The sequence below is a fragment of the Spirosoma luteum DSM 19990 genome (genome assembly GCF_000374065.1).
GTDB classification, from domain to species: Bacteria; Bacteroidota; Bacteroidia; order Cytophagales; family Spirosomataceae; genus Spirosoma; species Spirosoma luteum.
Map to the genome: position 1 here is coordinate 46,298 of NZ_KB893313.1, position 24,725 is coordinate 71,022.

The 24,725-nt window shown below is 51.5% G+C and carries 19 protein-coding genes; 17 read left to right on the plus strand and 2 right to left on the minus strand.

All coding sequences use genetic code 11. The features are described 5' to 3' along the window. Nucleotides 1-7: 7 nt before the first annotated feature. The 11 genes from B156_RS0128075 to B156_RS0128125 all read left to right on the plus strand — a co-directional run bounded on the left by B156_RS0128075 (nucleotide 8) and on the right by B156_RS0128125 (nucleotide 14,309). On the plus strand, nucleotides 8-1,519 hold the full coding sequence (locus tag B156_RS0128075) for a RagB/SusD family nutrient uptake outer membrane protein (RefSeq protein ID WP_018623139.1): 1,512 nt from the start codon (nucleotides 8-10) through the stop codon (nucleotides 1,517-1,519). 320 nt (nucleotides 1,520-1,839) lie between these two features. Then, nucleotides 1,840-4,515, plus strand: coding sequence for a c-type cytochrome (locus tag B156_RS0128080; protein ID WP_018623140.1), 2,676 nt, complete (start codon nucleotides 1,840-1,842; stop codon nucleotides 4,513-4,515). 32 nt (nucleotides 4,516-4,547) lie between these two features. Further along, nucleotides 4,548-5,342, plus strand: a complete 795-nt coding sequence (locus tag B156_RS0128085) for a 3-keto-disaccharide hydrolase (RefSeq protein WP_018623141.1) — start codon at nucleotides 4,548-4,550, stop codon at nucleotides 5,340-5,342. Nucleotides 5,343-5,459: 117 nt separating this feature from the next. After that, complete coding sequence (locus B156_RS0128090; RefSeq protein ID WP_018623143.1) at nucleotides 5,460-6,515, plus strand: aldose 1-epimerase family protein; 1,056 nt, start codon at nucleotides 5,460-5,462, stop codon at nucleotides 6,513-6,515. A gap of 19 nt (nucleotides 6,516-6,534) precedes the next feature. Beyond that, entirely contained in the window at nucleotides 6,535-7,758 is a 1,224-nt protein-coding gene (locus B156_RS0128095; protein WP_018623144.1) for a class I mannose-6-phosphate isomerase, read from the plus strand. A gap of 115 nt (nucleotides 7,759-7,873) precedes the next feature. After that, complete coding sequence (locus B156_RS0128100) at nucleotides 7,874-8,896, plus strand: sugar phosphate isomerase/epimerase family protein (protein WP_018623145.1); 1,023 nt, start codon at nucleotides 7,874-7,876, stop codon at nucleotides 8,894-8,896. Nucleotides 8,897-9,024: 128 nt separating this feature from the next. Further along, complete coding sequence (locus B156_RS0128105) at nucleotides 9,025-10,197, plus strand: Gfo/Idh/MocA family protein (protein WP_018623146.1); 1,173 nt, start codon at nucleotides 9,025-9,027, stop codon at nucleotides 10,195-10,197. Between the two features lie 90 nt (nucleotides 10,198-10,287). Continuing rightward, nucleotides 10,288-11,784, plus strand: a complete 1,497-nt coding sequence (locus B156_RS0128110; RefSeq protein ID WP_018623147.1) for a sugar ABC transporter ATP-binding protein — start codon at nucleotides 10,288-10,290, stop codon at nucleotides 11,782-11,784. Between the two features lie 24 nt (nucleotides 11,785-11,808). After that, entirely contained in the window at nucleotides 11,809-12,783 is a 975-nt protein-coding gene (locus B156_RS0128115) for an ABC transporter permease (RefSeq protein ID WP_018623148.1), read from the plus strand. A gap of 22 nt (nucleotides 12,784-12,805) precedes the next feature. Beyond that, nucleotides 12,806-13,759, plus strand: coding sequence for a sugar ABC transporter substrate-binding protein (locus B156_RS0128120; RefSeq protein WP_018623149.1), 954 nt, complete (start codon nucleotides 12,806-12,808; stop codon nucleotides 13,757-13,759). Nucleotides 13,760-13,790: 31 nt separating this feature from the next. Then, a complete protein-coding gene (locus tag B156_RS0128125; RefSeq protein ID WP_018623150.1) occupies nucleotides 13,791-14,309 on the plus strand; it encodes a DinB family protein in 519 nt (172 codons plus the stop codon). A 145-nt stretch (nucleotides 14,310-14,454) separates the two neighbouring features. On the opposite strand, the gene B156_RS0128130 is transcribed toward B156_RS0128125, so the two are convergent. Together B156_RS0128130 and tilS are read right to left on the minus strand one after the other, a co-directional pair. After that, nucleotides 14,455-16,737, minus strand: coding sequence for an OmpA family protein (locus B156_RS0128130; protein WP_018623151.1), 2,283 nt, complete (start codon nucleotides 16,735-16,737; stop codon nucleotides 14,455-14,457). Between the two features lie 149 nt (nucleotides 16,738-16,886). Continuing rightward, the gene (tilS, locus tag B156_RS0128135) at nucleotides 16,887-18,251 is read right to left on the minus strand and encodes a tRNA lysidine(34) synthetase TilS (protein WP_245563880.1); all 1,365 of its coding nucleotides are present in this window, start codon (nucleotides 18,249-18,251) and stop codon (nucleotides 16,887-16,889) included. A gap of 27 nt (nucleotides 18,252-18,278) precedes the next feature. On the opposite strand from tilS, the gene B156_RS0128140 reads away from it, so the two are divergent. The 6 genes from B156_RS0128140 (at nucleotide 18,279) to porD (ending at nucleotide 24,650) form a co-directional block, all read left to right on the plus strand. Continuing rightward, nucleotides 18,279-20,108: an OstA-like protein gene (locus B156_RS0128140; protein ID WP_018623153.1), complete on the plus strand. Its 1,830-nt coding sequence runs from the start codon at nucleotides 18,279-18,281 to the stop codon at nucleotides 20,106-20,108. 95 nt (nucleotides 20,109-20,203) lie between these two features. Continuing rightward, nucleotides 20,204-20,872 carry a T9SS type A sorting domain-containing protein gene (locus B156_RS0128145; protein ID WP_018623154.1) on the plus strand — a complete coding sequence of 223 codons (669 nt, stop codon included), beginning with the start codon at nucleotides 20,204-20,206 and terminating at the stop codon, nucleotides 20,870-20,872. 123 nt (nucleotides 20,873-20,995) lie between these two features. Continuing rightward, on the plus strand, nucleotides 20,996-21,889 hold the full coding sequence (locus tag B156_RS0128150) for an outer membrane protein assembly factor BamD (RefSeq protein ID WP_018623156.1): 894 nt from the start codon (nucleotides 20,996-20,998) through the stop codon (nucleotides 21,887-21,889). A gap of 95 nt (nucleotides 21,890-21,984) precedes the next feature. Beyond that, complete coding sequence (locus tag B156_RS0128155) at nucleotides 21,985-22,296, plus strand: DNA-directed RNA polymerase subunit omega (RefSeq protein WP_018623158.1); 312 nt, start codon at nucleotides 21,985-21,987, stop codon at nucleotides 22,294-22,296. A gap of 119 nt (nucleotides 22,297-22,415) precedes the next feature. Then, nucleotides 22,416-23,657 carry a bifunctional phosphopantothenoylcysteine decarboxylase/phosphopantothenate--cysteine ligase CoaBC gene (gene coaBC / locus B156_RS0128160; RefSeq protein ID WP_018623159.1) on the plus strand — a complete coding sequence of 414 codons (1,242 nt, stop codon included), beginning with the start codon at nucleotides 22,416-22,418 and terminating at the stop codon, nucleotides 23,655-23,657. A gap of 87 nt (nucleotides 23,658-23,744) precedes the next feature. Beyond that, nucleotides 23,745-24,650: a type IX secretion system protein PorD gene (gene porD / locus B156_RS0128165; protein ID WP_018623161.1), complete on the plus strand. Its 906-nt coding sequence runs from the start codon at nucleotides 23,745-23,747 to the stop codon at nucleotides 24,648-24,650. Nucleotides 24,651-24,725 lie beyond the last annotated feature (75 nt).

Genomic DNA, 24,725 nt, shown 5'->3' on the forward strand with positions numbered 1-24,725 from the left:
TACAAGAATGAACAAAAGACTCATAGCGACCTGGATTTTAGGGATTGCCCTAACCGGTTGCAGCAAAGATTTCCTGACGATAGTGCCCGAAACGGCGTTGAGTTCGGCCACATTTTTCAAAACCCAGGCTGATTTTCAGCAGGCTGTCAATGGAGCCTATGTTCCCCTCCGCCCTATCTTTAACGAACGATGGTGGATTCTGGGCGAACTACACTCCGACAATGCCTACTATGCCCGAAACGTACTGTTCGGAGCGGTTGACCCCACGGAGAATATCGCCGATTTCGCGGTACCGACGGCCAACGGCGTTACCGCCAATGACAACGTACTGCAACAGTACCGGTATGATTACCAGATCATTGCCCGGGCCAATCAAGTCCTGGCCCTTATAGACGGGGTAACGTTTGATAGTGATGCCACAAAGAACAATTTGAAAGGCCAGGCTCTGTTCCTCAGAGGTTTTGCTTATTTTCAACTGGCTAGTTTGTTTGGTAAAGTTCCACTGCACCTGACACCCGTCACGGGTCGGGATGATGCCGCTTTACCGTTGTCTACAACGGCTGACATCTACGCCCAGATTGAAAAGGATGTTACGGCGGCTACTACCCTGTTGCCAAACAAGGCAAAACAGGAAGCGGGTCGGGCCACGTCGGGTGCCGCCAAAACCCTGCTGGCAAATTTGTATCTGGTGCAGAAAAAATGGGACAAGGTCGAAACGCTGATGCGGGATGTTATCACCAACGATGGGTACAGTCTGATGCCTAACTACGATAACGCTTTTTCGTTTTCGACGAGCAATAAGAACAACGCCGAGTCGGTGTTTGAAGTACAGTTTCTGGAAGGTTCGGCGGGGTATAACGGTAACCTTATCTACCGGATTGTGCCCACCCCTATCACCTCAGCCGAGCTGGGCGTCATCACCGGTACCTCGAATCCGCAGGGTCTTTCGGGTGAGAACAACATGATTCCAACCCCGGATATTATTGCGGCCTACGAACCCGGCGACAAGCGGAAGGACATCAGTATCGGCTTCGTAACCCTGAGTCAGAGTCTGCGGGCCAATAAGGAATACCCTTACGTGAAGAAATTTGCCCGCCCCCACGCGCTGCATCAGAACACGGGTACCAACTGGTCCGTTTACCGCTATGCCGAAGTACTGCTGTTCATGGCCGAAGCACTCAATGAGCAGGGGAAAGCTGCCGAAGCGGCCACGTACCTGAATCAGGTACGGACACGGGCGGGCCTGGCAGCTACCCAAGCAACGTCGCAGGCCGATATGCGAACGGCTATTTATCAGGAACGCCGGGTTGAATTGGCGTTTGAAGCCAAACGGTGGTTTGATCTGGTCAGAACAGGTCGGGTGAAAGAGGTTATCACCGCTTACGGAGCACGCATAAAAGCTAACCCAACCGCGTATTATTTCCCGGCGGGGGCTGTTCCCCCACCCAATGCGTTTACCGTACTGGATGATTACTATGGCCTGCCAGCCGTTGAAGCGGCTCTGACACCTTCTTTCTAAGATTAATTTCTGGTGTGTGCCGGGCAACATTGCCCGGCACACACCTTACTTATAGCAAAAGCACTTATAATAAATTAGTTATATACTAGCAGATTACCTTGCGGTTTACCTGCTCATCGGTCAGGATAGCGAAAGTAAAACAAGCTGAGTTTATAGGGTCTATCGAAACCGGCGGATTTACGGAACATTCACCCTAAAAAGTAGTAAAAAAGCCACCCATCTGACTCTTATTATAGAAGGGCATAAGCTCAAAGAGGGTGCTGGCGGAAAGACAGTAGCATACAGCCCAACTATCTAGTAAATTTTACGTACCAACTACTATGATTTCTCAATTCAACAAGGCAAAACTCGGGCTGGCGTTCTCCGTGCTCGTTTTGGCCGGTGCATCCTGGGTCAGCCTGCACTATCCGGAAACGGCCCGGCAGGGAGATGAAAATCCCAAGGCTCAAAACCTGAAACTTCAGCCGGGCTTTAAGGCGGAGCATCTGTATAGCATCTCCGAAAATAGCGATGGGTCGTGGGTATCCATGACGTTTGACGATAAGGGCCGAATGATCGCTTCTGATCAGTATGGCGGCTTATATCGATTAACCGTTCCGGCTATCGGTTCGGGCTCGACAACCCCAACCGTTGAGAAGCTGGCCATCGATAAGGATACCAGTGTTACTATGGGCTACGCCCACGGTTTGCTGTATGCCTTCAATAGCCTGTACGTGATGGTGAACAACCGTCCCAGCAAGCAGTTCCCTAAACCAAGTGGCCTATACCGCCTGCAGGATACGAATGGCGACGATCAGTACGATAAAGTGACCATGTTGCGGGAACTAGTAGGCGAAGGAGAACACGGACCGCACAGTATCATCCTGTCGCCCGACAAAAAGTCGCTTTACGTCACCAGCGGTAATCATACCGACGTGCCCAAGATGGATGCCTACCGGCTTCCATCCAACTGGCAGGAGGACAACCTGTTCCCGCTTATTAAAGACCCCCGCGGCCACGCCAACAACCGGATGGCCCCCGGTGGCTGGGTTGCGCAGGTTGACCCGGAAGGAAAACGGTGGGAGTTGATGGGTGCGGGCTTCCGCAACGAATTTGATATTGCCTTCAACGAAGCCGGTGATTTGTTCACCTACGATTCGGATATGGAGTGGGATTTCGGCCTGCCCTGGTACCGGCCTACGCGGATTTGCCACGTCCCCAGCGGAGCTGAGTTTGGCTGGCGTACCGGCAACAGCAAGTGGCTGCCCGCCAATCCGGATAACCTCCCGCCCGTACTGAACATTGGACAGGGGTCTCCTACCAACGTTTTTTACGGTCAGAATGCTAAATTCCCCCAGAAATACCGCCAGTCACTGTTTGCGTTCGACTGGAGTTTCGGCATCATTTACTCCATCCATCTCAAACCCAAAGGGGCTACCTACGAAGGTGAGCGGGAAGAGTTTATTTCGGGCTCTCCCCTACCCGTTACCGACGGCGTTATTGGCCCCGACGGTGCCCTGTATTTCATGACCGGTGGCCGTCGGCTGGAGTCCGATTTGTACCGGGTTTACTACGCGGGCACTGAATCAACGACCGCTCAGGCACCTGCCGTTACAGCCGAGAACAAGCTCCGGAAAAGCCTGGAGAAGTACCACGAAGGTCCGGATGCCGGTGCCCTGGCTGCGGCCTGGCCCAATCTAAATCACCCCGACCGTTTTGTGCGGTACGCGGCCCGGATTGCCGTTGAACACCAGCCCGTAGCTCAGTGGCAGGACAAAGCGATTGCCGAAACTGATCCACAACGGGCCACACAGGCCATTGTAGCGCTGGCCCGGCAGGGAACTGCCGACCTGAAAAGCAAAGCCATTAGTACGCTGCTGAAAATCAATTACGCTCAGTTGCCCGAATCGCAGCAGTTTGATATGTTACGGGCTTTTGAACTGATTTTCCTGCGAATGGGAGAACCCGATGCGGCCGACAAAGCAAAGGTAGTAGCGTATCTTAATCCGCACTACCCTGCTAAAACCGCCCTGCTGAATCGCGGTCTCAGTAAAGTCCTGATCTATCTGGAAGCACCAAACGTGGTGAACAAAACCCTGGCCCTGATGGATATCAAAGACGAGCCGGGCAGTAAGAACCTGGGTCTGGAACCCGCCACTGCCTCCTCCGACCTGATTCTGCGTAACCCGCAGTACGGGATGGATATCGCCAAAATGCTGGCCAAAGTCCCCCCCCTTCAGCAAACGTATTATGCGGTGATGCTGAGCCGGGAAGGTGCGGGATGGACACCAGAACTTCGGAATAAATACTTTAGCTGGTTCGGCAATGCCTTTAAGTACGAGGGTGGCCGTAGTTACGTAGGGTTTATTGACCGGGCCAGAAAGATGGCACTCACCCACGTTCCCAAAGAGCAGTTCGAGAAGTATAACAAAATGTCGGGAGCCGAACTGCTGACCAGTTCCGGTAATGATATTGCCATGAGTGGCTTTGCCCCAAAAGGGCCTGGCCGTCGCTGGACACTGGACAATGCCGTTGCGGCAGTTGATAGTGGCAAGGCGCACCTGGATTTTGAAACGGGCAAGAAAATCTATTCGGCTATTCTGTGCAAAAACTGCCACGCCATCCAGGGTTCGGGTGGGGATATTGGTCCGGACCTGACGCAGTTGGGTACCCGTTTCTCGAATAAAGACATTCTGGAAGCCATCATCAACCCCAGCAAAGCCGTGTCTGACCAGTATGCCTCCACGATTTTCTACCTTAAAAACGGGCAGTCTGTACTGGGACGGCTGGTGAATGAGGATAAAACGAACTATATGATTTCGCAGAACCCATTCGCGGCCGATCAGCTTCGGAAGGTTCCGAAGAAAGACGTTACCTCAAAGCGGTACTCGCCAGAGTCGATCATGCTGCCGGGCCTGATCAACAGCCTGAACCCGGAAGAGCTCCGGACCCTGATTGCTTACCTCAAATCGGGTGGCAATGAAAATAACGAAGTGTACAAAGCAGGTGGAAAATAAGTAGCACCACGCACTAAAAAACCGGTATTCATATGATTAAAAAAGTAACCAGCCACTCTCTGCTGACAGCGCTAACAATGATAGTGCTGTTCAGTGGTGGGTTGGCAACGTCCTGCACTGCCCAGAAAAAGGCTGCTCAGACGAATGAGAAAGGCTTCGTTTCAATCTTCGATGGAAAAACGCTCAACAACTGGAAAGGAGACCCTACCTACTGGCGCGTGGAAGACGGGACACTTACGGGAGAAATTACACCCAGCACCCTGCTCAAGACCAACTCATTCATCGTCTGGCAGGGTGGTGAACCCGCCGATTTCGAGTTTAAGGGTGAGTTTAAAATCACCAAAGACGGTAATTCAGGTATCAACTACCGCAGTGACCAGTTGACCGATGTGCCGTATGCACTACGCGGCTACCAGGCCGATATCGACGGAAAAATCAACTACACGGGCCAGAATTACGAAGAACGCAAGCGGACGACCCTGGCGTACCGGGGCCAGAAAACAACCATCCCACCCTATACGGGTGAGAATACGCCGGAAGCCGTTCGGGCCCACGTAAAACGGAACGCCTGGGATGGGCTAACCGTAACTAGTTCACTCGGCAGTTCCGATTCGCTCAAGACGCTTATCAAAAGCGAAGACTGGAACACATTTCGTCTGGTTATCAAGGGTAACCACCTCCAGCATTACATTAATGACGTACTGATGAGTGATGTGACTGACAACGATACGGTAAATGGCAAATCGAAAGGGTTGCTGGGCGTACAGGTTCACGTTGGTCCTCCCATGAAAGTACAGTACCGGAATTTGATGCTGAAGCAGATGTAGTTTCGGTTTGAGGTTTTTAGTTTACAGTTGGCTGACGCGTCAACATTTTTGCGTCAGCCAACCGTAAACTAAAAACCTCAACCTATAAACCGAATACCCTAAACCCCTTACTAACCCTTGTCTCCACAACCCTGGCATAACAAAGTAACGAATGCGGCACAGGTTGGCGGTATTGAAACCGCCGTGCTGGATAATGGCACTGGCCGGGGTACCCGCATTGCCTGGATAAATACCGGAACGGGACTGCGTTATAAAGTGGTCCTTGACCGGGCCATGGACATTTCCGATGCCTTCTACAACCAGCACAGTCTGACCTGGCTAAGCCACACCGGCATCACATCGCCCGAACCGTTCTCTGACCGGGGAGCCGACTGGCTCCGTACGTTTGGCGGTGGCTTACTCACTACCTGCGGCCTCTCGCACGTGGGTGGTCCCGAACAGGATGCTTATGGTGAACGGGGACTGCATGGACAAATCAGCAACAGTCCGGCCGAGTTAGAGTCCATTATCCAACCCGACCTCCTGACGGGTAAACTGGATATGAGTATTACCGGACGGATAAAAGAAACCAAAATTTTCGGCCCCAGTCTGGAACTGAAACGAACCCTGTCCGGCGTACTGGGGCAACCCATTATCCGGATTCGCGATGAGGTGACCAATCGGGGTAACACCACGGTACCGCACATGCTGCTGTACCATTTTAATTTCGGCTGGCCTTTTGTGGACGAAGGAACCCGTTTTGTGTGGCGGGGCAACTGGCAGGCACGCGAGGGCGGCATCAACAACCAGATTTTCCGGGATGGGTATGACTTTAAAACCTGTCCGGCCCCGTTGAACAGCCATAGCGGCACGGGCGAAGCTGTAGCGTTTATTGATGTTGCCCACGATGGTATGGGGCAATGTACGGTTGGCCTGTACAACGCCAAACTCGGGCTGGCCGTCTCGATGCGCTTTCAGAAAGCCCAGTTGCCCTGGCTCACCAACTGGCAGCACTGGGGAAAAGGTGAGTACGTCACCGGTCTTGAACCCGGCACCCATCCCCCTATTGGACAGGCTAAAGCAAGGGAACAGAATACCCTGCTATTTCTGGAGCCGGGCCAAACCCGAACCTACGACCTGGAACTGGAAGTATTGACGGATGAAACAGTAATTGACAGAATATTGAAAGTATAGTGGCTTAATCGATTTATTCATGGAAACAACCTCAGCAGTAAGCGTAGCCGAAAAGGCATTGGAAAAGGGAAACGGTATTTTGCGGCTCACCCCAACCTGGGTGCCCCGGTCGTTCTGCGTACCGGGTCGACGTATTAAGCTCCATCCCGATGATTATTATGTGTTGGGTGGCGAACGCGGTGGTATCGACGAACGCTGGTTCTCGTCTACCACCCCCGCCAAAAATGGCCCCTTAACCGGCGAAAACGAAGGATTGAGCCATGTCGTTTTTGACGATGAGGGCAATGAAGTCCAGTTTTTGCTCAAAGATGCTATCGATGAACTAAAGGGCGAATTGATTGGCGACCGGCTCTGGAATGAATACGGTGCATGGCCTATGTACTCCAAGTTTTTCGATAACATGGGACCGTTGCCCCACCACCTGCACCACAACGACGAGCAAGCCGCGCTGATTGGGCAGTTGGGCAAACCGGAAGCGTATTATTTCCCCCCTCAGGTCAATAACCACGGGGGCGATTTTCCGTACACATTTATCGGGATTGCCCCCGGCACCACCAAAGAGCAAATCAAGGAGTGCCTACAAAATTTCACCAAAGGCGATAACAAAATTACCAATTACTCTTCGGCGTTTCGGCTCGAACCCGGCACGGGCTGGGATGTTCCACCGGGTCTGCTCCACGCACCGGGTAGTCTGTGTACGTATGAACCGCAGAAAGCCTCCGACGTTTTTGCCATGTACCAGTCGCTGGTGAACGAGGCAATCATTCCGGAAGAGTTATTGTGGAATGGGACCCCAAAAGACCGAATGGGCGATTACGACCAGCTCATGGAAGCCATCGACTGGGAACTCAATACCGACCCGCAGATGATGGCAAACCGATTCATGGCGCCTAAACCCGTTCGGGACGAGGCCGAAATGAAAGCGGCCGGTTACCGTGAAGTGTGGGTCTGCTATAAGTCTGATGCGTTCAGTGCCAAGGAATTAACCGTGATGCCCGGCCAGACCGTTACCATCAAAGACAGTGCCGCTTATGGCCTGATCATGATGCAGGGACACGGCAAAATGGGCGTGTGGGACATCGAAACACCCGCCCTGATTCGCTACGGACAGTTAACGAACGACGAGTTTTTCGTGAGTGAGAAAGCGGCTACGGAAGGGGTTACAATCGTGAATCACTCCACCACCGACCCCATCGTGATGCTCAAGCATTTTGGCCCGGCAAATCCAGAACTCAGTTTATAATTTACGGTATTCGGTTTGAAGTTCTCGGTTGGCTGACGCACACTAATTCCTGATGCTTCAGCCAACTGAAAGCCTCAAACCGAATACCGTAAACTAATAACCATAAACCATAACTATGAATAATTACCCCAAACTCCACAACGCCATGTGGCCGGGTGTGGTGGGCAAAGGCCCCGATTCCGAACCGGTTGTTGGCTTCGACAAAATGCTGGAAATGACCGCTGCGGCTGAAGTCGATGGCGTAAAATTCGATGGCGTCGATTTAGCACTATTTGAGCATATCGATGTCAATCTGTCGGATGATGATATTAAAAAACTGGCCGACAAAGTAGGAGGCCACGGCCTGAAAATTGGCTCGCTGGTAGCCCCCATCTGGGGTGGCCCGGTGCTGGGCTCCGACGATGACCGGAAAACGTTTATCGATATGGTGCGAAAATCGTGTCATATCGGCCAGAAACTGACCGAATTCGGCATTCGTCCCAGTGGCGTGGTTCGTATCGACTCCGCCAGTTCTCCGCACCAGTGGGATGCAGACCCGGCTGGCAGCACTAAACTCATTGCCCAGACCTTTCGCGAAGCCTGCGACGTAGCCGCCGAATACGGCGAGAAACTGGCCGCCGAAGGTGAGATTTGCTGGGGAGGTATGCACAGTTGGAAAACCATGCTGGAAACGATGGAAGCCGTTGACCGGCCCAACATGGGTTTTCAGGCCGATATGGCGCATACCCTGCTGTATACCCTGGGCTACAACCGCGAGCAGGACCGTATTCTGCCACCCGACTTCGACTGGAACGACCGCAAAACGCTGGAAGAAGCCCTCGTCACCATCACGAATGCCCTGCGCCCCTGGACCAGCGACTTTCACGTGGCCCAAAACGACGGAACTGTATTTGGCTCCGGCTCGCACGATAAAACGGGACGGCACTGCCAGGCACTAGACCCCAACGGAAAACTCGATGTGGTTCACGATGCGGGCTACTGGCTGCGCGACGAGAATGGAAAGCTCACTAAAGCCTTCAAACACATTTGCTGGGACGGCTGTATGTTCCCGAATGACGTGATGACTAATCAACAGACCTGGAACGACATCCTGGCAACCATGATCAAAGTCCGCGAAGCCCACGGCTGGAGTGAATAACAACGTAGAGACCGGTACGCCGGTGCGGCAATACCTTGCGTCTCATGTCCGGATGGGTTTGTTTCGACATTGCTGTCGCGAATGAGACGCAAATATGCGTCTCTACCTATAATCTCAATCAAACAGAAATGACCTCTAAAAAAGAACTACGCATTGGTCTGATCGGTACCGGATTTATGGGCCGGACACACTCCAATGGCTATAATCGCGTACCAAACTTTTTCCCTGACCTGGCGTACAAGCCCGTCCTGAAAACCGTTTGTTCCCGTAATGCCGAAAAGGTGCAGGCTTTTGCCGATCAGTGGGGCTACGAATCCATCGAGACTGACTGGAAAGCCGTTATTGCGCGGGATGATATTGACGCCGTCGATATTTGTACACCCAACGACACCCACGCCGAAATTGCCATTGCTGCCGCCCAGGCGGGTAAAATGATTCTGTGCGAAAAACCCATTGCCCGCAATATGGAAGAAGGGCAACGCATGGTGGATGCTGCCGGGAAAGCGGGCGTGAACACAACAGTCTGGTACAACTACCGCCGTATTCCGGCGGTTACACTGGCCAAACAGATTATTGATTCGGGTAAGCTGGGCAGGATATTTCATTACCGGGCTAATTTCCTTCAGGACTGGACCATCAACGCCGATGTACCCCAGGGGGGCGCTGGCACCTGGCGTATGGATGTTGAAGCGGCCGGTTCGGGCGTGACCGGCGATTTGCTGGCGCACTGCATCGACACCGCCATGTGGCTCAATGGAGCCATCACGGATGTGTCGGCGGTAACGGAAACGTTCGTTAAAGAACGTATGCACGCACTAACCGGCAAAGTACAGCCGGTCGGTATCGACGATGCCTGTATTTTCCACTGTCACTTTGCAAATGGGTCACTTGGTCTGTTTGAATCGACGCGCTACGCCCGTGGCCACAAGGCGCTGTATACGCTTGAAATCAACGGCGAAAATGCCTCCATCCGGTGGGACCTGCACGACCTCAACCGGCTCGAATACTACGATTACTCCGATGAGGGAATCGTGCGGGGCTGGCGGTCCATCCACGTAACCGATGGCGACCAGCCTTATATGGATAAGTGGTGGGTGCCGGGTCTGGGCATTGGTTATGAGCATAGCTTTATCCATCAGGTGGCTGACTTCCTGAAAAGCCTTGAAACTGGCGAACCCTGCTCGCCTACCTTTCAGGATGCGCTGGAGACCCAAAAAGTATGCGAAGCGGTTATTGACTCCGCTAACTCGAGAAGCTGGCGGGATACGGGCGTTGAGTCATTTGCCGGTTTCAATCCTTAAGTTGCTCTTTCCTTTGCCTGTTCAACTGCCAGCCCTGCCCCTGCGGGACTGGCAGTTGCTAATTTAGCCCGTCGACGTTTTCTTTGCTCCATGATTCCACAGCCCTACATGCTGGAAGTAACTGACCTTACGAAAACATTTTCGGGCGTTGTAGCCCTGGATGCGGTTCAGTTGCGCGTGCGGCCGGGCGAAGTGCATGCCCTCATGGGTGAAAACGGCGCGGGAAAATCGACGTTTATGAAGTTACTCATCGGGCTGCTCACACCCGATTCGGGCGAAATCCTGTTTGAAGGCATCAGCCTAAAAGCGGCTAACGTCCACGAGGTGCTGAAAAAAGGCATCTCCATGATTCACCAGGAAATGCTGAATGTGCCGGAGTTGACTGTAGCGCAGAATATCTTCCTGGGTCGGGAAACAACCGGTGGTCTCTTCCGCTGGCTCGACGACAGTGTCCGCAACAAACAGGCGGCAGCGCTACTGGCACACCTGGGCGTTTCAATCCCGCCCGATGCCAGAATGAAGCACCTGAGCGTGGCCGAAATGCAGATGGTCGAGATTGCCAAAGCAATTTCCAATGATGTGAAGGTGCTGATTATGGATGAGCCTACCTCTGCCCTGGCCGATGCCGAAGTGACAATCCTCTTCGGTATCATCCGCGAACTGACCCAGAAAGGCGTAGCCGTCATTTATATCTCGCACAAGATGGATGAGATATTCACCATCGCCGACACTATCACGGTATTGCGCGACGGTCAGTACATTGGCACTTATCCCGCCACCGAGCTGACTGAAAATAGCCTGATAAAGTTGATGGTTGGCCGTGAACTGGACCGGCTATTTCCCGAATCGACCACACAGCCGGGCGTGGAGGTGCTATCCGTACAGCACCTTAGTCGGAAGGGGGCCTTTTCGGACATTAACTTCGCCGTTCATGCTGGTGAAGTGCTGGGACTGGCCGGGTTGATGGGTGCCGGACGAACGGAGGTTGCCCGCGCCATTTACGGATTAGACTCTATTCAATCGGGCGAAATTCACCTGAAAGGCCAGCCGATAACCATAAAATCGCCACAGGATGCCATCCGGCAGGGTATCGGCTACGTGAGTGAAGACCGTAAGCAACTGGGTCTGATTCCGGCTCTCTCGGTCAAGTATAATATTACGCTGGGCAACTTATCGACTTATGCGGACGGTGGGTTTATTCGCAGTCAGCGCGAGTCAACGGCGGCTGTTGATGTAATGGCTGGTTTACGCATAAAAGCGGCCGGTCCCGACCAGCCGGTGGTTTACCTGAGCGGGGGTAATCAACAGAAAGTCGTTATCGGGAAAGTACTACAGGCTAACCCGGCTGTAGTGATACTGGATGAGCCAACCCGGGGTATCGACATTGGTGCCAAGTCGGAGATTTACAAACTGATTCATGAATTGAAGGCGTCGGGAATCGCCATTATCCTGATTTCATCCGAACTTCCCGAACTACTCGGTCTCAGCGACCGGATAGTGGTGCTGGCCAAAGGCAAGCAGACGGCACTCCTTTCAAAAAAGGAAGCTACCCAGGAAACAATCATGCGCTACGCCATGCAGCCTTAACCCACTACGATTTTACCCATAACGATGAATACTAGTTTTACGCAGGTTACACAATCAACAAAAACCCGTTTTGGGCGGTTGGGGCAATATGGTCTGCTGATTGCCTTTGTGGGCATCTGCCTGATACTCTCGCTGACGACGCCCCGCTTTTTTACCGTGCAAAACCTGATGATTATCGTCACGCAGGTTTCCATAAATGCCCTGCTCGCCTTTGGCGTTACGTTTATCATCATTACGGGCGGCATTGATTTGTCCATCGGTTCTATGGTAGCCGTCACGGGGGTAGCGGCCGCGTCTTTTGCGCACCCCGACACCTACCCGGTGGTGGTTCCGGTCCTGATTGGTCTGCTGGCCGGGCTTTTCTTCGGGGCGTTCAACGGTTTCGTCATCACTCGCAGCCACGTTCCGCCCTTTATCGTTACGCTGGGTACTATGACCATTGGGCGGGGGCTGGCCCTGATTCTGAGCAAGGGTCGGCCCGTATCCAACCTGTCGGACTCATTCAACTTCATCGGCGGGGGTAAAATCCTGGGGGTACCAACGCTTATCCTCATCCTGGTTGTAGCGTTTATCGGTTGCTCTATCCTGCTCAAAAAGACCGTTATTGGTAGATATATGTACGCCGTTGGCGGAAACGAACAGGCTGCTCGGGCGTCGGGCATTCCCATTGGGCGGGTAAAAATGATCGTTTACACGCTTGGCGGACTACTGGCGGCCTTAGCCGGCATTTTGCTTACCTCCCGTATCACCACCGGGCAGCCCAATGCCGGGCAGGGCTTTGAACTAGACGCCATTGCGGCCGCCATCATTGGCGGTACCAGTACCTCGGGCGGCACCGGCACCATGACGGGAACCCTACTCGGTGCGCTGCTCATCGGGGTTATCAGCAACGGGCTGGACCTGCTCAACGTAACCTCGTATTATCAGGAGGTGGTAATGGGCGCCATCATCATCGGGGCTGTCGTGCTGGACAGTATGAACCGAACCAACAAAAACTAAGTATTTTTCTCCCTCCGTTTGTATGAAACGCCAACGAACAACGCTTACCCTTTCCCTCCTGTACACTGCTCTACTGATGGCAGGTTGTAATCAGTCAACCACCAGTGAAAAAAACGACGACGGCAGCAAAAAGCTCGTTATCGGAGCTACGATGCTCAGTATGCAAAATGAGTTTATCGTGAATGTGTACGATGAAATAGAAAAGAAAGCCGGAGCCGATGGGGTTGACCTGATTACGGTTGATGCGGAACGGTCGGCATTAAAACAGGTGGAGCAGGTAGAAAGCTTCATTGCCCAAAAGGTGGATGCCATCATCATGAATCCCTGCGAAGTGGAAGCCAGTTCGCCCGCCGTAGCGAAGGCACTGGCCGCCAATATTCCCATTATCAACGTCAACTCCGAAACCAGTGCTAAACCTTCCGCTTTCGTTGGTTCCGATGATGTGGAGTCGGGCCGGATTGCGATGAAATTCATTGCCGATAAACTAAAGGGCAAAGGTAATGTGGTGATGATTCACGGCTACATGGGTCAGGCAGCCCAGATCAAACGGGAACAGGGAGCCCGCGAGGTACTGAAGCAATACCCCGGCCTCAAACTGCTGGCCCACCAGACCGGTGAGTGGGACCGGGCGAAGGCCATGTCCCTGACAGAAAACTGGATTCAGTCCTACGGTTCGCAAATCAATGCCGTTTTTGCCCACAATGATGAAATGGGGCTGGGAGCCGCCAAAGCACTACTGGATGCGGGTATGAAGGATAAGGTCATTGTGGTCAGCATTGATGGTATTCCTGATGCCTTACAGGGCGTAAAGAAAGGGACGCTGGATGCTACAATTTTTCAGAATGCCGAGCAACAGGGCTCGAAAGCCATCGAAACGGCGATAAAAGCGGCTAAAGGAGAAGCCTACGAAAAACAAACCCTCATCCCGTTTCAATTAGTTACGAAAGACAATCTGGCCTCGTTTCTCAAGCCGTAAAACAGCGCTCTACGTCCTGTTCTGACAACGTATGGATAGTTCCACTGCCGAAACCCGCGAAGTATGGCTACGCGGCCCATTGCCCGATATACCGCCCCTGCTGCAACCCATCGCCCACGCATTGATGCAGGCACGCGAGGAAGTAGTGACGCTGATGCGCAATTTTCCGGAGGAAAAACTCTGGGAACGGCCCGCCGGTGTGGCCTCCGTCGGTTTTCATTTGCAGCACCTGACGGGCGTCTTGGACCGACTGTTTACGTATGCGCGAGGTGAAGCCTTGTCTTTGGAACAGATAACGTCTTTGGCAGGTGAAGGAAAAGAGGACCAGACAACCAACACCGCGCAGGAACTGGTTCGGCGGTTTGATACTCAGGTCGACAAGGCCATCACTCAGCTTCGCATGACAGCTGAGCTTACCCTGACCGAGGTGCGGGGTGTGGGGCGGGCTTCTATTCCTTCCACAGTTATTGGCCTGTTGACGCATTCCGCTGAACACACCATGCGCCACATTGGGCAGTTGTCCGTTACGGTGAGAGTTATAACATTCTAATCATAAATATTTGACAGTTAAGTATTTATGATTAGAATAAGGTCCAAAAATCGGTAATCCCTCATAAAAAAGCGATGAACCAACTGGTTCATCGCTTTTTTATGAGGGATTACGAAACAAACCTACATACCGGCAGAGTATTTTTTTACTTCACCGCCAAAATCTTGAATTCTGTCCGGCGGTTTTGCTGATGCTCGTGTTCCGAGCAGTTTACCCCATCAACGCAGCCATTAATAATTTCGGATTCGCCATACCCATTGGCCGACAACCGACTGGCCGGAATACCACGCGACACAAGATAGTCCATGGCAGCCCTGGCCCGGTTTTCCGACAACCGGATATTGTAGACATCGCTGGACCGGGCATCGGTGTGCGAGCGAAGTTCAATTTTCATTTGTGGATACTCCTTCAGTAAATCCACAACGTGATTAAGTTCGCGGGCAGCATCGGCCCGGATGAAGAACTTGTTCAGGTCGTAATAGATGTTCTTGAGTTGAAAAATATCCCCTTCCCCATACAGGCCCAACGAGTCGGCAACGCTGTTTGATTTACGCTTCGTTTTGCTAAACTGCGTTTTCTTGGTCGCGTAACGGTCTTTCTGAGCCGTGATTGTGTAGGGAGCGTTAGGCTTCACATCAAATTCGTAGCCACCATCCGGCCCGGTCGTTACGGTCTGTTCCGATTTATCTTTCTCGTTCCGCAACGTCACCTTCACGCCCGTTGCCGGCTTTTGGTTGACCTCCGTTTTAACAACCCCTTTCACCAGTGTATTCTCCGACCGTTCGAGGTAAATGGACACATTCATGACCGGCTTAGGTGACTGCGTGAGGGTAGAGAAGCGGATACTGTTCATCGCGTATCCTTCTTTGATAGCTTTAAATTCGTACTCCGTGTTGGAATCCAGGCAGAGGTCCATCTTGCCCTGCACATCCGTCAGGCGGATCTCCTGGTTCGTACCATTCCGCAGAATCCGGACATCGGCGTTCTCCAGCGGGGTATTGGTTTTCGCGTCGAACACCAACACATTGAGTTGTTTGCACATGCGCCGGAATGAGTAGATATCGTCATCACTGATACCCTTTTTCCGGTTGCTGCTCACGTAGCCAGTCGTACGGTTTTTATCGGTGATGAACCCAAAATCGTCTTTTTCTGAGTTGATCGGTGCCCCAACGTTCTGAACGCCCCGGTAAGCAATACCATCTTTTAGTTCGGCCACGAATACATCTAGCCCCCCCAATCCTTCATGCCCATCGGAGGAGAAGTAAAGGCTTTCATCTTCAGACGCGAAGGGAAACATCTCATTACCTTCCGTATTGATCTCTTTACCCATATTTACGGGCGTTCCCCACTGGCCATTATTGTACTCCACTACGTAGATGTCCGTACCGCCGTAGCCACCGGGCATATCCGAAACAAAATACATTTTAGTGTTGTCGGCCGAAAAAGCCGGGTGACCCACCGAGTACTCATTGCTGTTGAAAGGGACTTCCTGAATATCAACCCATTTACCGCCCTTGTTCACGGAAGAATACAACTTCAATTTCCGTACGCCGTCTGAACTTTTTCCGGACTTTCCCTTGCTGGAGTTGTTGCGGGTGAAGACGATAAAATTCTGGTCTTTCGTAAAGGTCATTGGCCCTTCGTGGTACTTGGTATTTAAGGTACGGCTAAAAATCTCCGCTTTCGTTAAGGGAGTTGTCTCTGCTTCTCCTTCAGCTACTTCCGTTTTCACGTCGCCCCCACCGCCCAGCACAGAGGATTTTACGATACGTACCGGTTCAGGATTGGGCACCCGCAACTGGTTGGTATCGGAGTGGAAATACAGGTCAAGGAAAGGTGTTTGGTTCCAGCTAAATACGCGCTTCACCGGTCCGGATTCGTCGCGGGCCGACACAAACACCAGGCCTCCCTTATAGTACATCGGGCTAAAATCGGCCTGCCGCGAGTTAATGGGCAGGTCGTACAACTTATAAGATGACGAATCCTGATAGAATCGGTTCATGTCCATGTACGAGACCGTAAAACGACGGCCACGCAGGTCCTGGCCCTGTTTCTCCCCGTACTGACTGTACATTTTCTGCGATTCACGGTACTTTTTATTAGCCGCCAGTGACTGCGCGTAGTACAGATAGATTTCGCTATCTAGATCGGTATAGGCTTTTACTAACTCGCCATAAACCCGCTCGGCATTACGAAAATCATTTAACCGACGGTAGCTGTACCCAAGTTTAATCATAGCCTCGCGGGTTTCGGCGGGGTCTTTCTTCTTATCAACCCGCAAAAAATCCTCATAGGTGCGGACCGCACCCACGTAGCTAAGATTTTCAAACTGTTTATTAGCCGTTCGTAGCCGCGCACTTTGTGCCTGAACAGTCAGACTCCAGAAGGCAAGTCCCAGGAAAAACAGGACACGTACAATTCGGTTCATGGTGTTAGTAAGTTGGTAAAAACTTGGGTCTGTTCATAACCCTACAAATAGAATGCCAACTTTATAAAAGCTAGCAGACGTCCCATTACAAAGCTATAAAATTAGCCGTTGATTGCGGTAAAAATTCAATTTACTGTTTTTTCAGGAGACTACTCAGGTTGCCACGCATCAAAACGCAATTGAGCAATCCGTTGTGTTTCAGACACGATTCGAAAGCAGTGATCAATCCGGCGGCCAATGATCCAGGCTATCTCGTGGCCGGACACCAGTACGGCGGTCTGCTCCCGTTCTGTTCGGCTCAGCTTCATGTCATTCAGGACATCGCTGACCAGCTTGTGCCCACCCATGCCCAATGGCCGCATCCGGTCTCCCTGCCGCCAGAGACGAATATTGAGTGGAAATTGCAGTTTATCAGCATCCAGATAGGCGATGGCTGGGTCTGCTAACGGTTCGAACGGAATGGACTTGGGAATCACCTCGACAGTGAGCGTAAACCGTTCGGGTACAAGAATAGGAGTCTGGGGCCAGTCGGGCAGATAAATTTCGTAATTGGCTGGCACAGGCAATGATTCAAGAACCAACCCATCCCGCTCGTGCATTACCCGGTGAGTAGCGGACGTAAACAGCTGCCCAACCGGTTTGGTCAGGCAGTCGACCATCTTCCCGGTCTGATCGGCCGTGAAACCAAACGGCTTTAGCCACTCGGTAAGATGAAACACCGGTTCGGGCAAACCGGTGAGTACAGCTGCGGGCAGCAACGTCTGTGCCCCCCGTTGCACAGTCGTTTCCCGCCAAGACCGGGCGAGTTCGGTTTGCATGAGTACTTCGGCCGCCCGCAGCCGTTCAAGGGTATGCGGCAGGGTTTGCCAAAGGCCGGGGTTAAGCTCCGTCAATACCGGTACTACGTGGTGACGAATTCGGTTACGGGCATACTTATCTTCGGCGTTGGAGCTATCCTCCCGGTACGCCAATGCCTGTTCATCGGCGAACGCGGCCAGTTGGGCACGGGTGGCAAACAGGAGTGGGCGCACCACCCCGTCCTGATACCGGGCAATACCGTGTAAACCAGCCAGCCCGGTACCCCGTGTCAGATTAAACAGCATGGTTTCCAGCACATCGTTCAGGTGGTGCGCGGTAGCGACACCGGTATACCCGTGTTCGCGAATCAACCGGGCAAACCAGTTATAACGGAGTTCACGGGCAACCATCTGAATGGATACCTTCCGGGCATCAGCCAGTGCAGCCGTGTCAAAGTGGGTCAGATGAAACGGAACCCCGTAGTCATTAGCCTTGTTTTCAACGAAGAGAGCATCGGCATCAGAGTCGGCCCCGCGCAGGCCAAAATGGACATGGGCAATAGCGAACGGCTGTTTAATGCGGTGAACCAGTTCGGCCATCACCATCGAATCCAGCCCTCCGCTCACGGCCAATAGCACTCGCTTAGTGGTATCAAACAGGTGATTATCGTTAATAAATGCTAAAAAATCCTGTTCCAACATCCGGTATCGGCCCAAAGCCGTAGTTTTGTTGTTATGAATCGTATGTCTGTACGCTTTTTATTTATCGTTATCGGTCTTTTCCTGTTGGTAACATCCAATGAGGTAATGGCTCAGTTTGGCGTGCCGCCGGCAACCGGCGGCACCGACGATAAAGTAGAACTTTTTGGTGCCGACAGCCTGGTTGTGCTCAATGTACCGGGTGAGTCAGTCCGTAAACTGTATAACAATGTTCGGCTGCGTCATAAAGGCGTCCTGATGTATTGTAACCTGGCCATCCAGAACGTAACGACCAACGTGATTGAAGCGTACGGTAACGTTCGGCTCGTGCAGGGCGATACCATCAATATACGGGGCGACACCATGTTTTATTACGGCAATTCCCGCCAGGCTAATATGCGGGGTCATGTAATCATGCGCGACCGTAAGATGACACTAACCACCCGGCAGCTCGATTACGATATGCTGTCGGGCATTGCCCATTATCCTACCCCGGGCCGTATTGTGGATAAAGACAATGTGCTGACCAGCCGGGAAGGCTATTACGATACGCGCTCCAAATTATTTATTTTCCGGCAGAACGTTGTATTGGTAAACCCCAAAGGTACGCTTACGGCCGATTCGCTGCTGTACAATTCACTTACCCGGATTGCCACGTTTCAGGGGCCAACGCGCATCAAAAATAAAGATGGTGTCCTTACGGCCATTGCCGGGCAGTACAATACCATAACGGGTATCTCTAATTTCGAACGCCGGGCCACGGTTGAAACGCCCAGGTACCGGCTCACGGGCGACACGCTTTACTACGATAACCCATCCGAACTTGGTATTGCCAGAGGCAATGTTATTATGGTGGCCAAAGACCGGAAAGTAATTATTACCGGCGATCATGTTCGTTATAATGGCAAGGTGGGAATATCGCGGGTAACGGGCCACGCCGTTGCCAAAAGTATGGCGAATGAAGCCACCAAAGACACGCTTTATTTACGGGCCGACACATTATTTTCCTTCGATAACAAGGTTACCAACACGCGTAAATTAGTAGGTCAGAAAAACGTATTCGTCTACAAATCCGATTTGCAGAGCAAGTGCGATTCACTCATTTATGACGCGGCCGATTCGACCATTTATTTTTACAAAAAACCCATTGTCTGGAGTCAGAATAAATACCAGATGGAAGCTGATTCAATGCGAATTTTGCTCAGAAACAATAAAATACATACGATGTTTTTGAAGACGAAATCATTCGTCGTTTCGCTCGATACGCTCAAAAATTTCAATCAGGTAAAGGGACGTACCATCACGGCGTATTTCGCCACAAAACTCGTTAATCCCGATACACTTTTGCCGGATACACAGAGCGGAAAAGAGGGCCAGCAGGCTATACTGACGGCCACTACCCGGCAAAATATCCCTTCCGCTGCAACGAATAGAACCCCAAAAGACGTATCAGTAAAAAAGAGCCAGACGGCGTCTCCGGATACCATACGGCTACAGGAAAAAACAACGCTCGAACGGGTACTGGTTGATGGTAACGGGCAAAGTATTTACTACGCCCTGAGTGAAACAAATAAGCTGATTGGGTTAAACCACGTCGAATGCAGCCGAATGAATATTGAATTCAACGATAGTAAAGTCGGCAAAATTCGATTTTATGGGCACCCGGATTCGCAGCTTATTCCGCCCAAGGAATTCACCGGCGAGACGCAGGAATTGGATGGATTTCGATGGCGCGAATCAGAAAAACCAACGAAAGCGCAGGTCTTGTGGCAGGAAACTCCTCCGGATGAGCAGCCAAAGGCAAAAAAAACAGTAAAAAACAAGGGAGCGATTAAACCTTTGGCTCAAAAATTGGTTCAAAAGGTTAATAAATGACCCCTTTAACAATTTTTTAAGTAGTCTCCCGTTGACATTGTCTTTTTTGATGGATAGGTTTGTGTTGACTAGTTGTATACCTGTAATCGACATTCATGAAAAAAATTATACTTATTGGTGTAGTATCGGGCTTGCTGATGGCAACGATCCCCCTCCAGGCGCAGGTCGCCCAGCGGGATTCGGACAGCCGGAAAGGTAGCCGACTGGAACTGGGCCGAACTGCTTCTACACCGAAAACAAGCGCGGCTCGTTTGCCCGTCAGCCGGTTTTCTATTGTGGCCAACCCGGCTTTATCATCGGGTCTGGACCGCTCCATAAATGTTAATAAGAACGCGGCTATCAACGAACATTACCGGTCCTTGTTGATACCTCGCTCCAGTGCTAAAGCAGCCGCCCGAACGGGAGCGGGTGACAACACTCCCGTTGCCGCAGCCGATTCCCGCCCGGCACCCGCTTCGGAAGGAAAGGGCGACAGCCGGTTGTTCAGTAATGACAAGTTGTGGGTTTCCAATGCGTACCCAAATCCGGCCGACGATGTGGCTGAACTGGACTATCAGATTACAGGCTCCGTGTCCGAAGCGAAGCTGGTTTTACTAAATGTGCTGGGCACCCCCGTCCCTGGGTATGAACAGATAGAACTGGACCGGAATAATAACAAGGTTCGGATTGTTACCCGGCCATTGGATACGGGTTATTACCTGTATCAATTGACCGTCGACGGTAAAAAAGTAGCCACAAAGCGGCTGCTCGTTCGCCATCAGTAGACCCCGGTCTTTTTGTTAAAATACGCTAAATAAGGTTGTGCATAACGTTTTTAGGTAATACGACAGGCTACATCGCCGTTTTAACTGATGTAGCCTGTATTTTTTTTGTATCTTTGCGCACTTATGCAACACCGTCATATTGGTACGTTTCTACTGGGAACCTGGCTCCTGTTCCTGCTAAGTTCATGCAGTCCGTTTTCAAAATTACAGAAGAGCGGAAACGACGAGGAAAAGTATAAAGGGGCTGTTCAGTATTATAACAAAGGGGAATGGTATAAGGCAGGTCTGTTATTTGAGGAGTTGATCCCCGTTTTGAAAGGGAGCACCGAATCAGAAATGGCCCAGTTTTATTACGCTTACACGCAGTTTCGTCAGAGTCAGTATCTGCTGAGTGCTACGTTGTTCAAGAAGTTTTACGAAACGTTTGCCCGCTCCGATTACGCGCAGGAAGCGATGTACATGTACGCGTACTCGTTGTATAAAGATACGCCCTCGTTCAACCTCGACCAGTCCAATACCTTAACGGCAACGGCGGCCCTGCAGGATTTTATCAACATTTATCCGGACAGCAAATACCGGGACGATGCCACCAAACAAATTCTGGAACTGAGGGAAAAACTGGAGCGCAAAGCCTACGAAAAAGCCAAACTCTATTTCAAAACCAGTGGCTTCAATATTGCGTCCTACAAATCGGCGGTTATTTCCATCAATAATTTTCAGCGCGAATTTCCCGACTCTGAATACAATGAAGAGTTGGCCTACATGAAAGTAGATGCCGAATTCAGTCTGGCTCAGAACAGTCTGGAAACCAAGCAGAAGGAACGTTATCAGGATGCCATCAGTTATCATCAGGCATTTATCGATAAATATCCAAACAGCAAGTACCTGAAGCAGTCAGAAAAAATGTTTGAGACCAGTCAGAAAGAGATAGACCGGCTGAACACACTGGAGCAGGAACGAGAGAAGGAAAAAGAAAAACTAAAGAACCCGCCGGCAAAAGTAACGGCAGCAAATTAAGTCAGTGTAAGGTTTTCGATTTATCGTTTACGGTCCTGGCGGGAAACTGCAACTGAAAACGATAAACCGAAAAGCTTAAACGATAATCTACTATTATGGCAACCAATCAATCGATTATCACCCGCAACAACGATAAGATTGCGGAAAAGACCGGCAACCTGTACGAATCGGTATCCATCATATCGAAACGTGCCCGGCAGATTGCCTCTAAAAACAAAGAGGAACTCAGCAACAAACTATCCGAGTTCGTTTCAGCCGTCGATAACCTCGAAGAAGTATTTGAGAACCGCGAGCAGATCGAGATCTCCAAGTTCTACGAGCGGATGCCAAAGCCTACGTCCATTGCAACCGATGAGTTTCTGGAAGGGAAAGTTTACTGGCGTTACAACGAAGAGCCTCTGCCGTAATGCTGGCTCATTGATTGCTTTTCACGACCGCACGGCAAGACTACCCGTGCGGTTTTGGTGTTTTAAGACAGCCGACGAATACCCTTAGTTTTCGGACAATAAAGCCATCAGTACCTATCATGTCAATTGCGGACAAACGGATTTTACTGGGCGTAACGGGTAGCATCTCGGCGTATAAATCGGCCCTTCTGGTGCGGCTTCTGGTTAAAGCAGGTGCCGAAGTACAGGTTGTCATGACTGAGTCGGCACAGGCATTTATTACCCCGCTGACGCTGGCCACCCTGTCGAAGCGACCCGTGCTATCGACCTTTACAGACAACTCAGGTAACGGGAACTGGAATAACCACGTAGAATTGGGGTTGTGGGCCGATGCCCTCATTATAGCTCCTGCTTCAGCCCGTACGCTGGCCCGGTGCGCCACCGGCCTGTGCGATAATCTGCTATCCGCCGTGTATCTGTCGGCCCGGTGCCCGGTGTTTTTTGCGCCTGCTATGGATGTCGATATGTACCATCACCCCAGCACGGTTGACAATCTGCGCCGGCTCGAATCCTTTGGTAACCACATCATCCGGGCCGAACACGGCGAACTGGCCAGTGGCCTGATTGGCGAAGGCAGGCTGGCCGAACCGGAAACGATTGTTCAGAAGCTGGAAGAGTTCTGGGAGCCGGAAAAGGAGGCAACCAGGAAGGAAACATCCCTGTCTACTCTCTCCAGCAAACGGGTGCTCATAACGGCGGGGCCGACGCAGGAACCCCTTGACCCGGTTCGCTACATTAGCAACCATTCTACCGGGAAGATGGGCTACGCCATTGCCCGGGCTTTCGCGAAGGCCGGTGCCCACGTTACCCTGGTGAGTGGCCCCACTGCCTTACCCCTCCCCGCCCCCACGGTGAATCGCATTCCGGTACAGTCGGCACAGGATATGTTCCGGGCAACAGAGGCTGCTTTTGCGGAGGCTGATATTGTAGTGCTCAGCGCGGCCGTTGCCGATTATACACCGGCTCACCCGGCCAGCCAGAAGATAAAAAAGAAGGACGCTGTTTTTTCACTTGACCTAACAAAAACCACCGATATTGCCGCGACGCTGGGTCGCCGGAAAAAGCCCGGACAGTGGATGATGGGCTTTGCGCTCGAAACGGAGAATGAACACGCGAATGCCGTTAAAAAACTTCATTCAAAAAACTTGGACTGGATTGTTCTGAACTCATTACGTGATGCGGGAGCTGGTTTCGGGCACGATACCAACAAGATTACGGTTATTGATAAAGACGAACAAAGTCACGAATTTGCGTTGAAATCGAAAGACGAAGTAGCCTGGGATTTAGTGAATCTGATTGCCGATACGCTAAAGACCCGGTAATTGTCGTTGACGAAGATGGCTTACTACACCCTATTAATTAACCAGCGGCTGACCCTCGTTTCGGGTTGACCTACAGCGTCATCCAACATGAAAATAGTAACGATTGTAGTTTTCCTAGTCTGCTGGGGTTGTGTGGCCCAGGCCCAGGAGTTGAACTGTCAGGTAACCATCAACTCCGACCAGTTATTTGCCCAGCAAAAAACGGACTTTGCCTATGTAAGTCAGTTGAAGGGAATTATTACGGAGTTCATGAACAACCGGCGTTGGAGTAACGACCAGTTCGCGGTGAATGAGCGAATCAACTGCGCCATGAACATCAACCTGGTGAAATCGCTGGCGCAGGGCGTTTTTGAAGCTACTGCCCAGATTACGGTATCGCGACCGGTGTACGGAACGGGTTATGAAACCACCACATTTACCTACGTAGACCGCGCCTTCAACTTCGTCTATTTACCCACAACGCCTGTCTATTTCCGGGAGAATCAGTTTTCGGATGACCTAACCTCACTGCTGGCGTATTACGCCAATATCATCATGGCTGTTGACTACGATACATTCAGCAAGCAGGGTGGTAATCCATTCATACAAAAGGCTTACTCCATCACGAACCTGGCGCAGCAGGGTTCGCCCAATGCATCCTGGCAACCCAATGGCGACCGGCGAAACCGGTACTGGCTCGTCGAGAATATGCAAAACCAGCAATTAATTCCCTTCCGGGATGGCATCTATACCTACCACCGGTTGGGTCTGGATGTTTTTGCGGCTAATCCGGTGCAGGTGCGCAAACAGACACTCAATTTGCTGACTACTATCCGAACCATTGGGCTACAACTTCCAAACTCGGTGTTGATAAGTTCTTTCTTTGATGCCAAATCGCAGGAACTGTACAACATTTTGTTTGAAGGCACATCGGCAGAGAAGCAGAAAGCCTTTGAATTACTGTCTTATCTGGACCCGGCCAAGACTGAAAACTACCGAAAATTAATCCAGTGAATGACCAACGGCCGGTTAGAGTGAGTAATTTTGTTTTTACTTGCCAGCGCTCGACCCGGGCTGACACACTTCCTT

Bases quoted from the DNA above. Each gene is read 5' to 3' on its own strand.
- B156_RS0128075 (WP_018623139.1), top strand. From the start codon at position 8: ATGAACAAAAGACTCATAGCGACCTGGATTTTAGGGATTGCCCTAACC.
- B156_RS0128080 (WP_018623140.1), top strand. From the start codon at position 1,840: ATGATTTCTCAATTCAACAAGGCAAAACTCGGGCTGGCGTTCTCCGTG.
- B156_RS0128085 (WP_018623141.1), top strand. From the start codon at position 4,548: ATGATTAAAAAAGTAACCAGCCACTCTCTGCTGACAGCGCTAACAATG.
- B156_RS0128095 (WP_018623144.1), top strand. From the start codon at position 6,535: ATGGAAACAACCTCAGCAGTAAGCGTAGCCGAAAAGGCATTGGAAAAG.
- B156_RS0128100 (WP_018623145.1), top strand. From the start codon at position 7,874: ATGAATAATTACCCCAAACTCCACAACGCCATGTGGCCGGGTGTGGTG.
- B156_RS0128105 (WP_018623146.1), top strand. From the start codon at position 9,025: ATGACCTCTAAAAAAGAACTACGCATTGGTCTGATCGGTACCGGATTT.
- B156_RS0128110 (WP_018623147.1), top strand. From the start codon at position 10,288: ATGATTCCACAGCCCTACATGCTGGAAGTAACTGACCTTACGAAAACA.
- B156_RS0128115 (WP_018623148.1), top strand. From the start codon at position 11,809: ATGAATACTAGTTTTACGCAGGTTACACAATCAACAAAAACCCGTTTT.
- B156_RS0128120 (WP_018623149.1), top strand. From the start codon at position 12,806: ATGAAACGCCAACGAACAACGCTTACCCTTTCCCTCCTGTACACTGCT.
- B156_RS0128125 (WP_018623150.1), top strand. From the start codon at position 13,791: ATGGATAGTTCCACTGCCGAAACCCGCGAAGTATGGCTACGCGGCCCA.
- B156_RS0128130 (WP_018623151.1), bottom strand. From the start codon at position 16,737: ATGAACCGAATTGTACGTGTCCTGTTTTTCCTGGGACTTGCCTTCTGG.
- B156_RS0128140 (WP_018623153.1), top strand. From the start codon at position 18,279: ATGTCTGTACGCTTTTTATTTATCGTTATCGGTCTTTTCCTGTTGGTA.
- B156_RS0128145 (WP_018623154.1), top strand. From the start codon at position 20,204: ATGAAAAAAATTATACTTATTGGTGTAGTATCGGGCTTGCTGATGGCA.
- B156_RS0128150 (WP_018623156.1), top strand. From the start codon at position 20,996: ATGCAACACCGTCATATTGGTACGTTTCTACTGGGAACCTGGCTCCTG.
- B156_RS0128155 (WP_018623158.1), top strand. From the start codon at position 21,985: ATGGCAACCAATCAATCGATTATCACCCGCAACAACGATAAGATTGCG.
- coaBC (WP_018623159.1), top strand. From the start codon at position 22,416: ATGTCAATTGCGGACAAACGGATTTTACTGGGCGTAACGGGTAGCATC.
- porD (WP_018623161.1), top strand. From the start codon at position 23,745: ATGAAAATAGTAACGATTGTAGTTTTCCTAGTCTGCTGGGGTTGTGTG.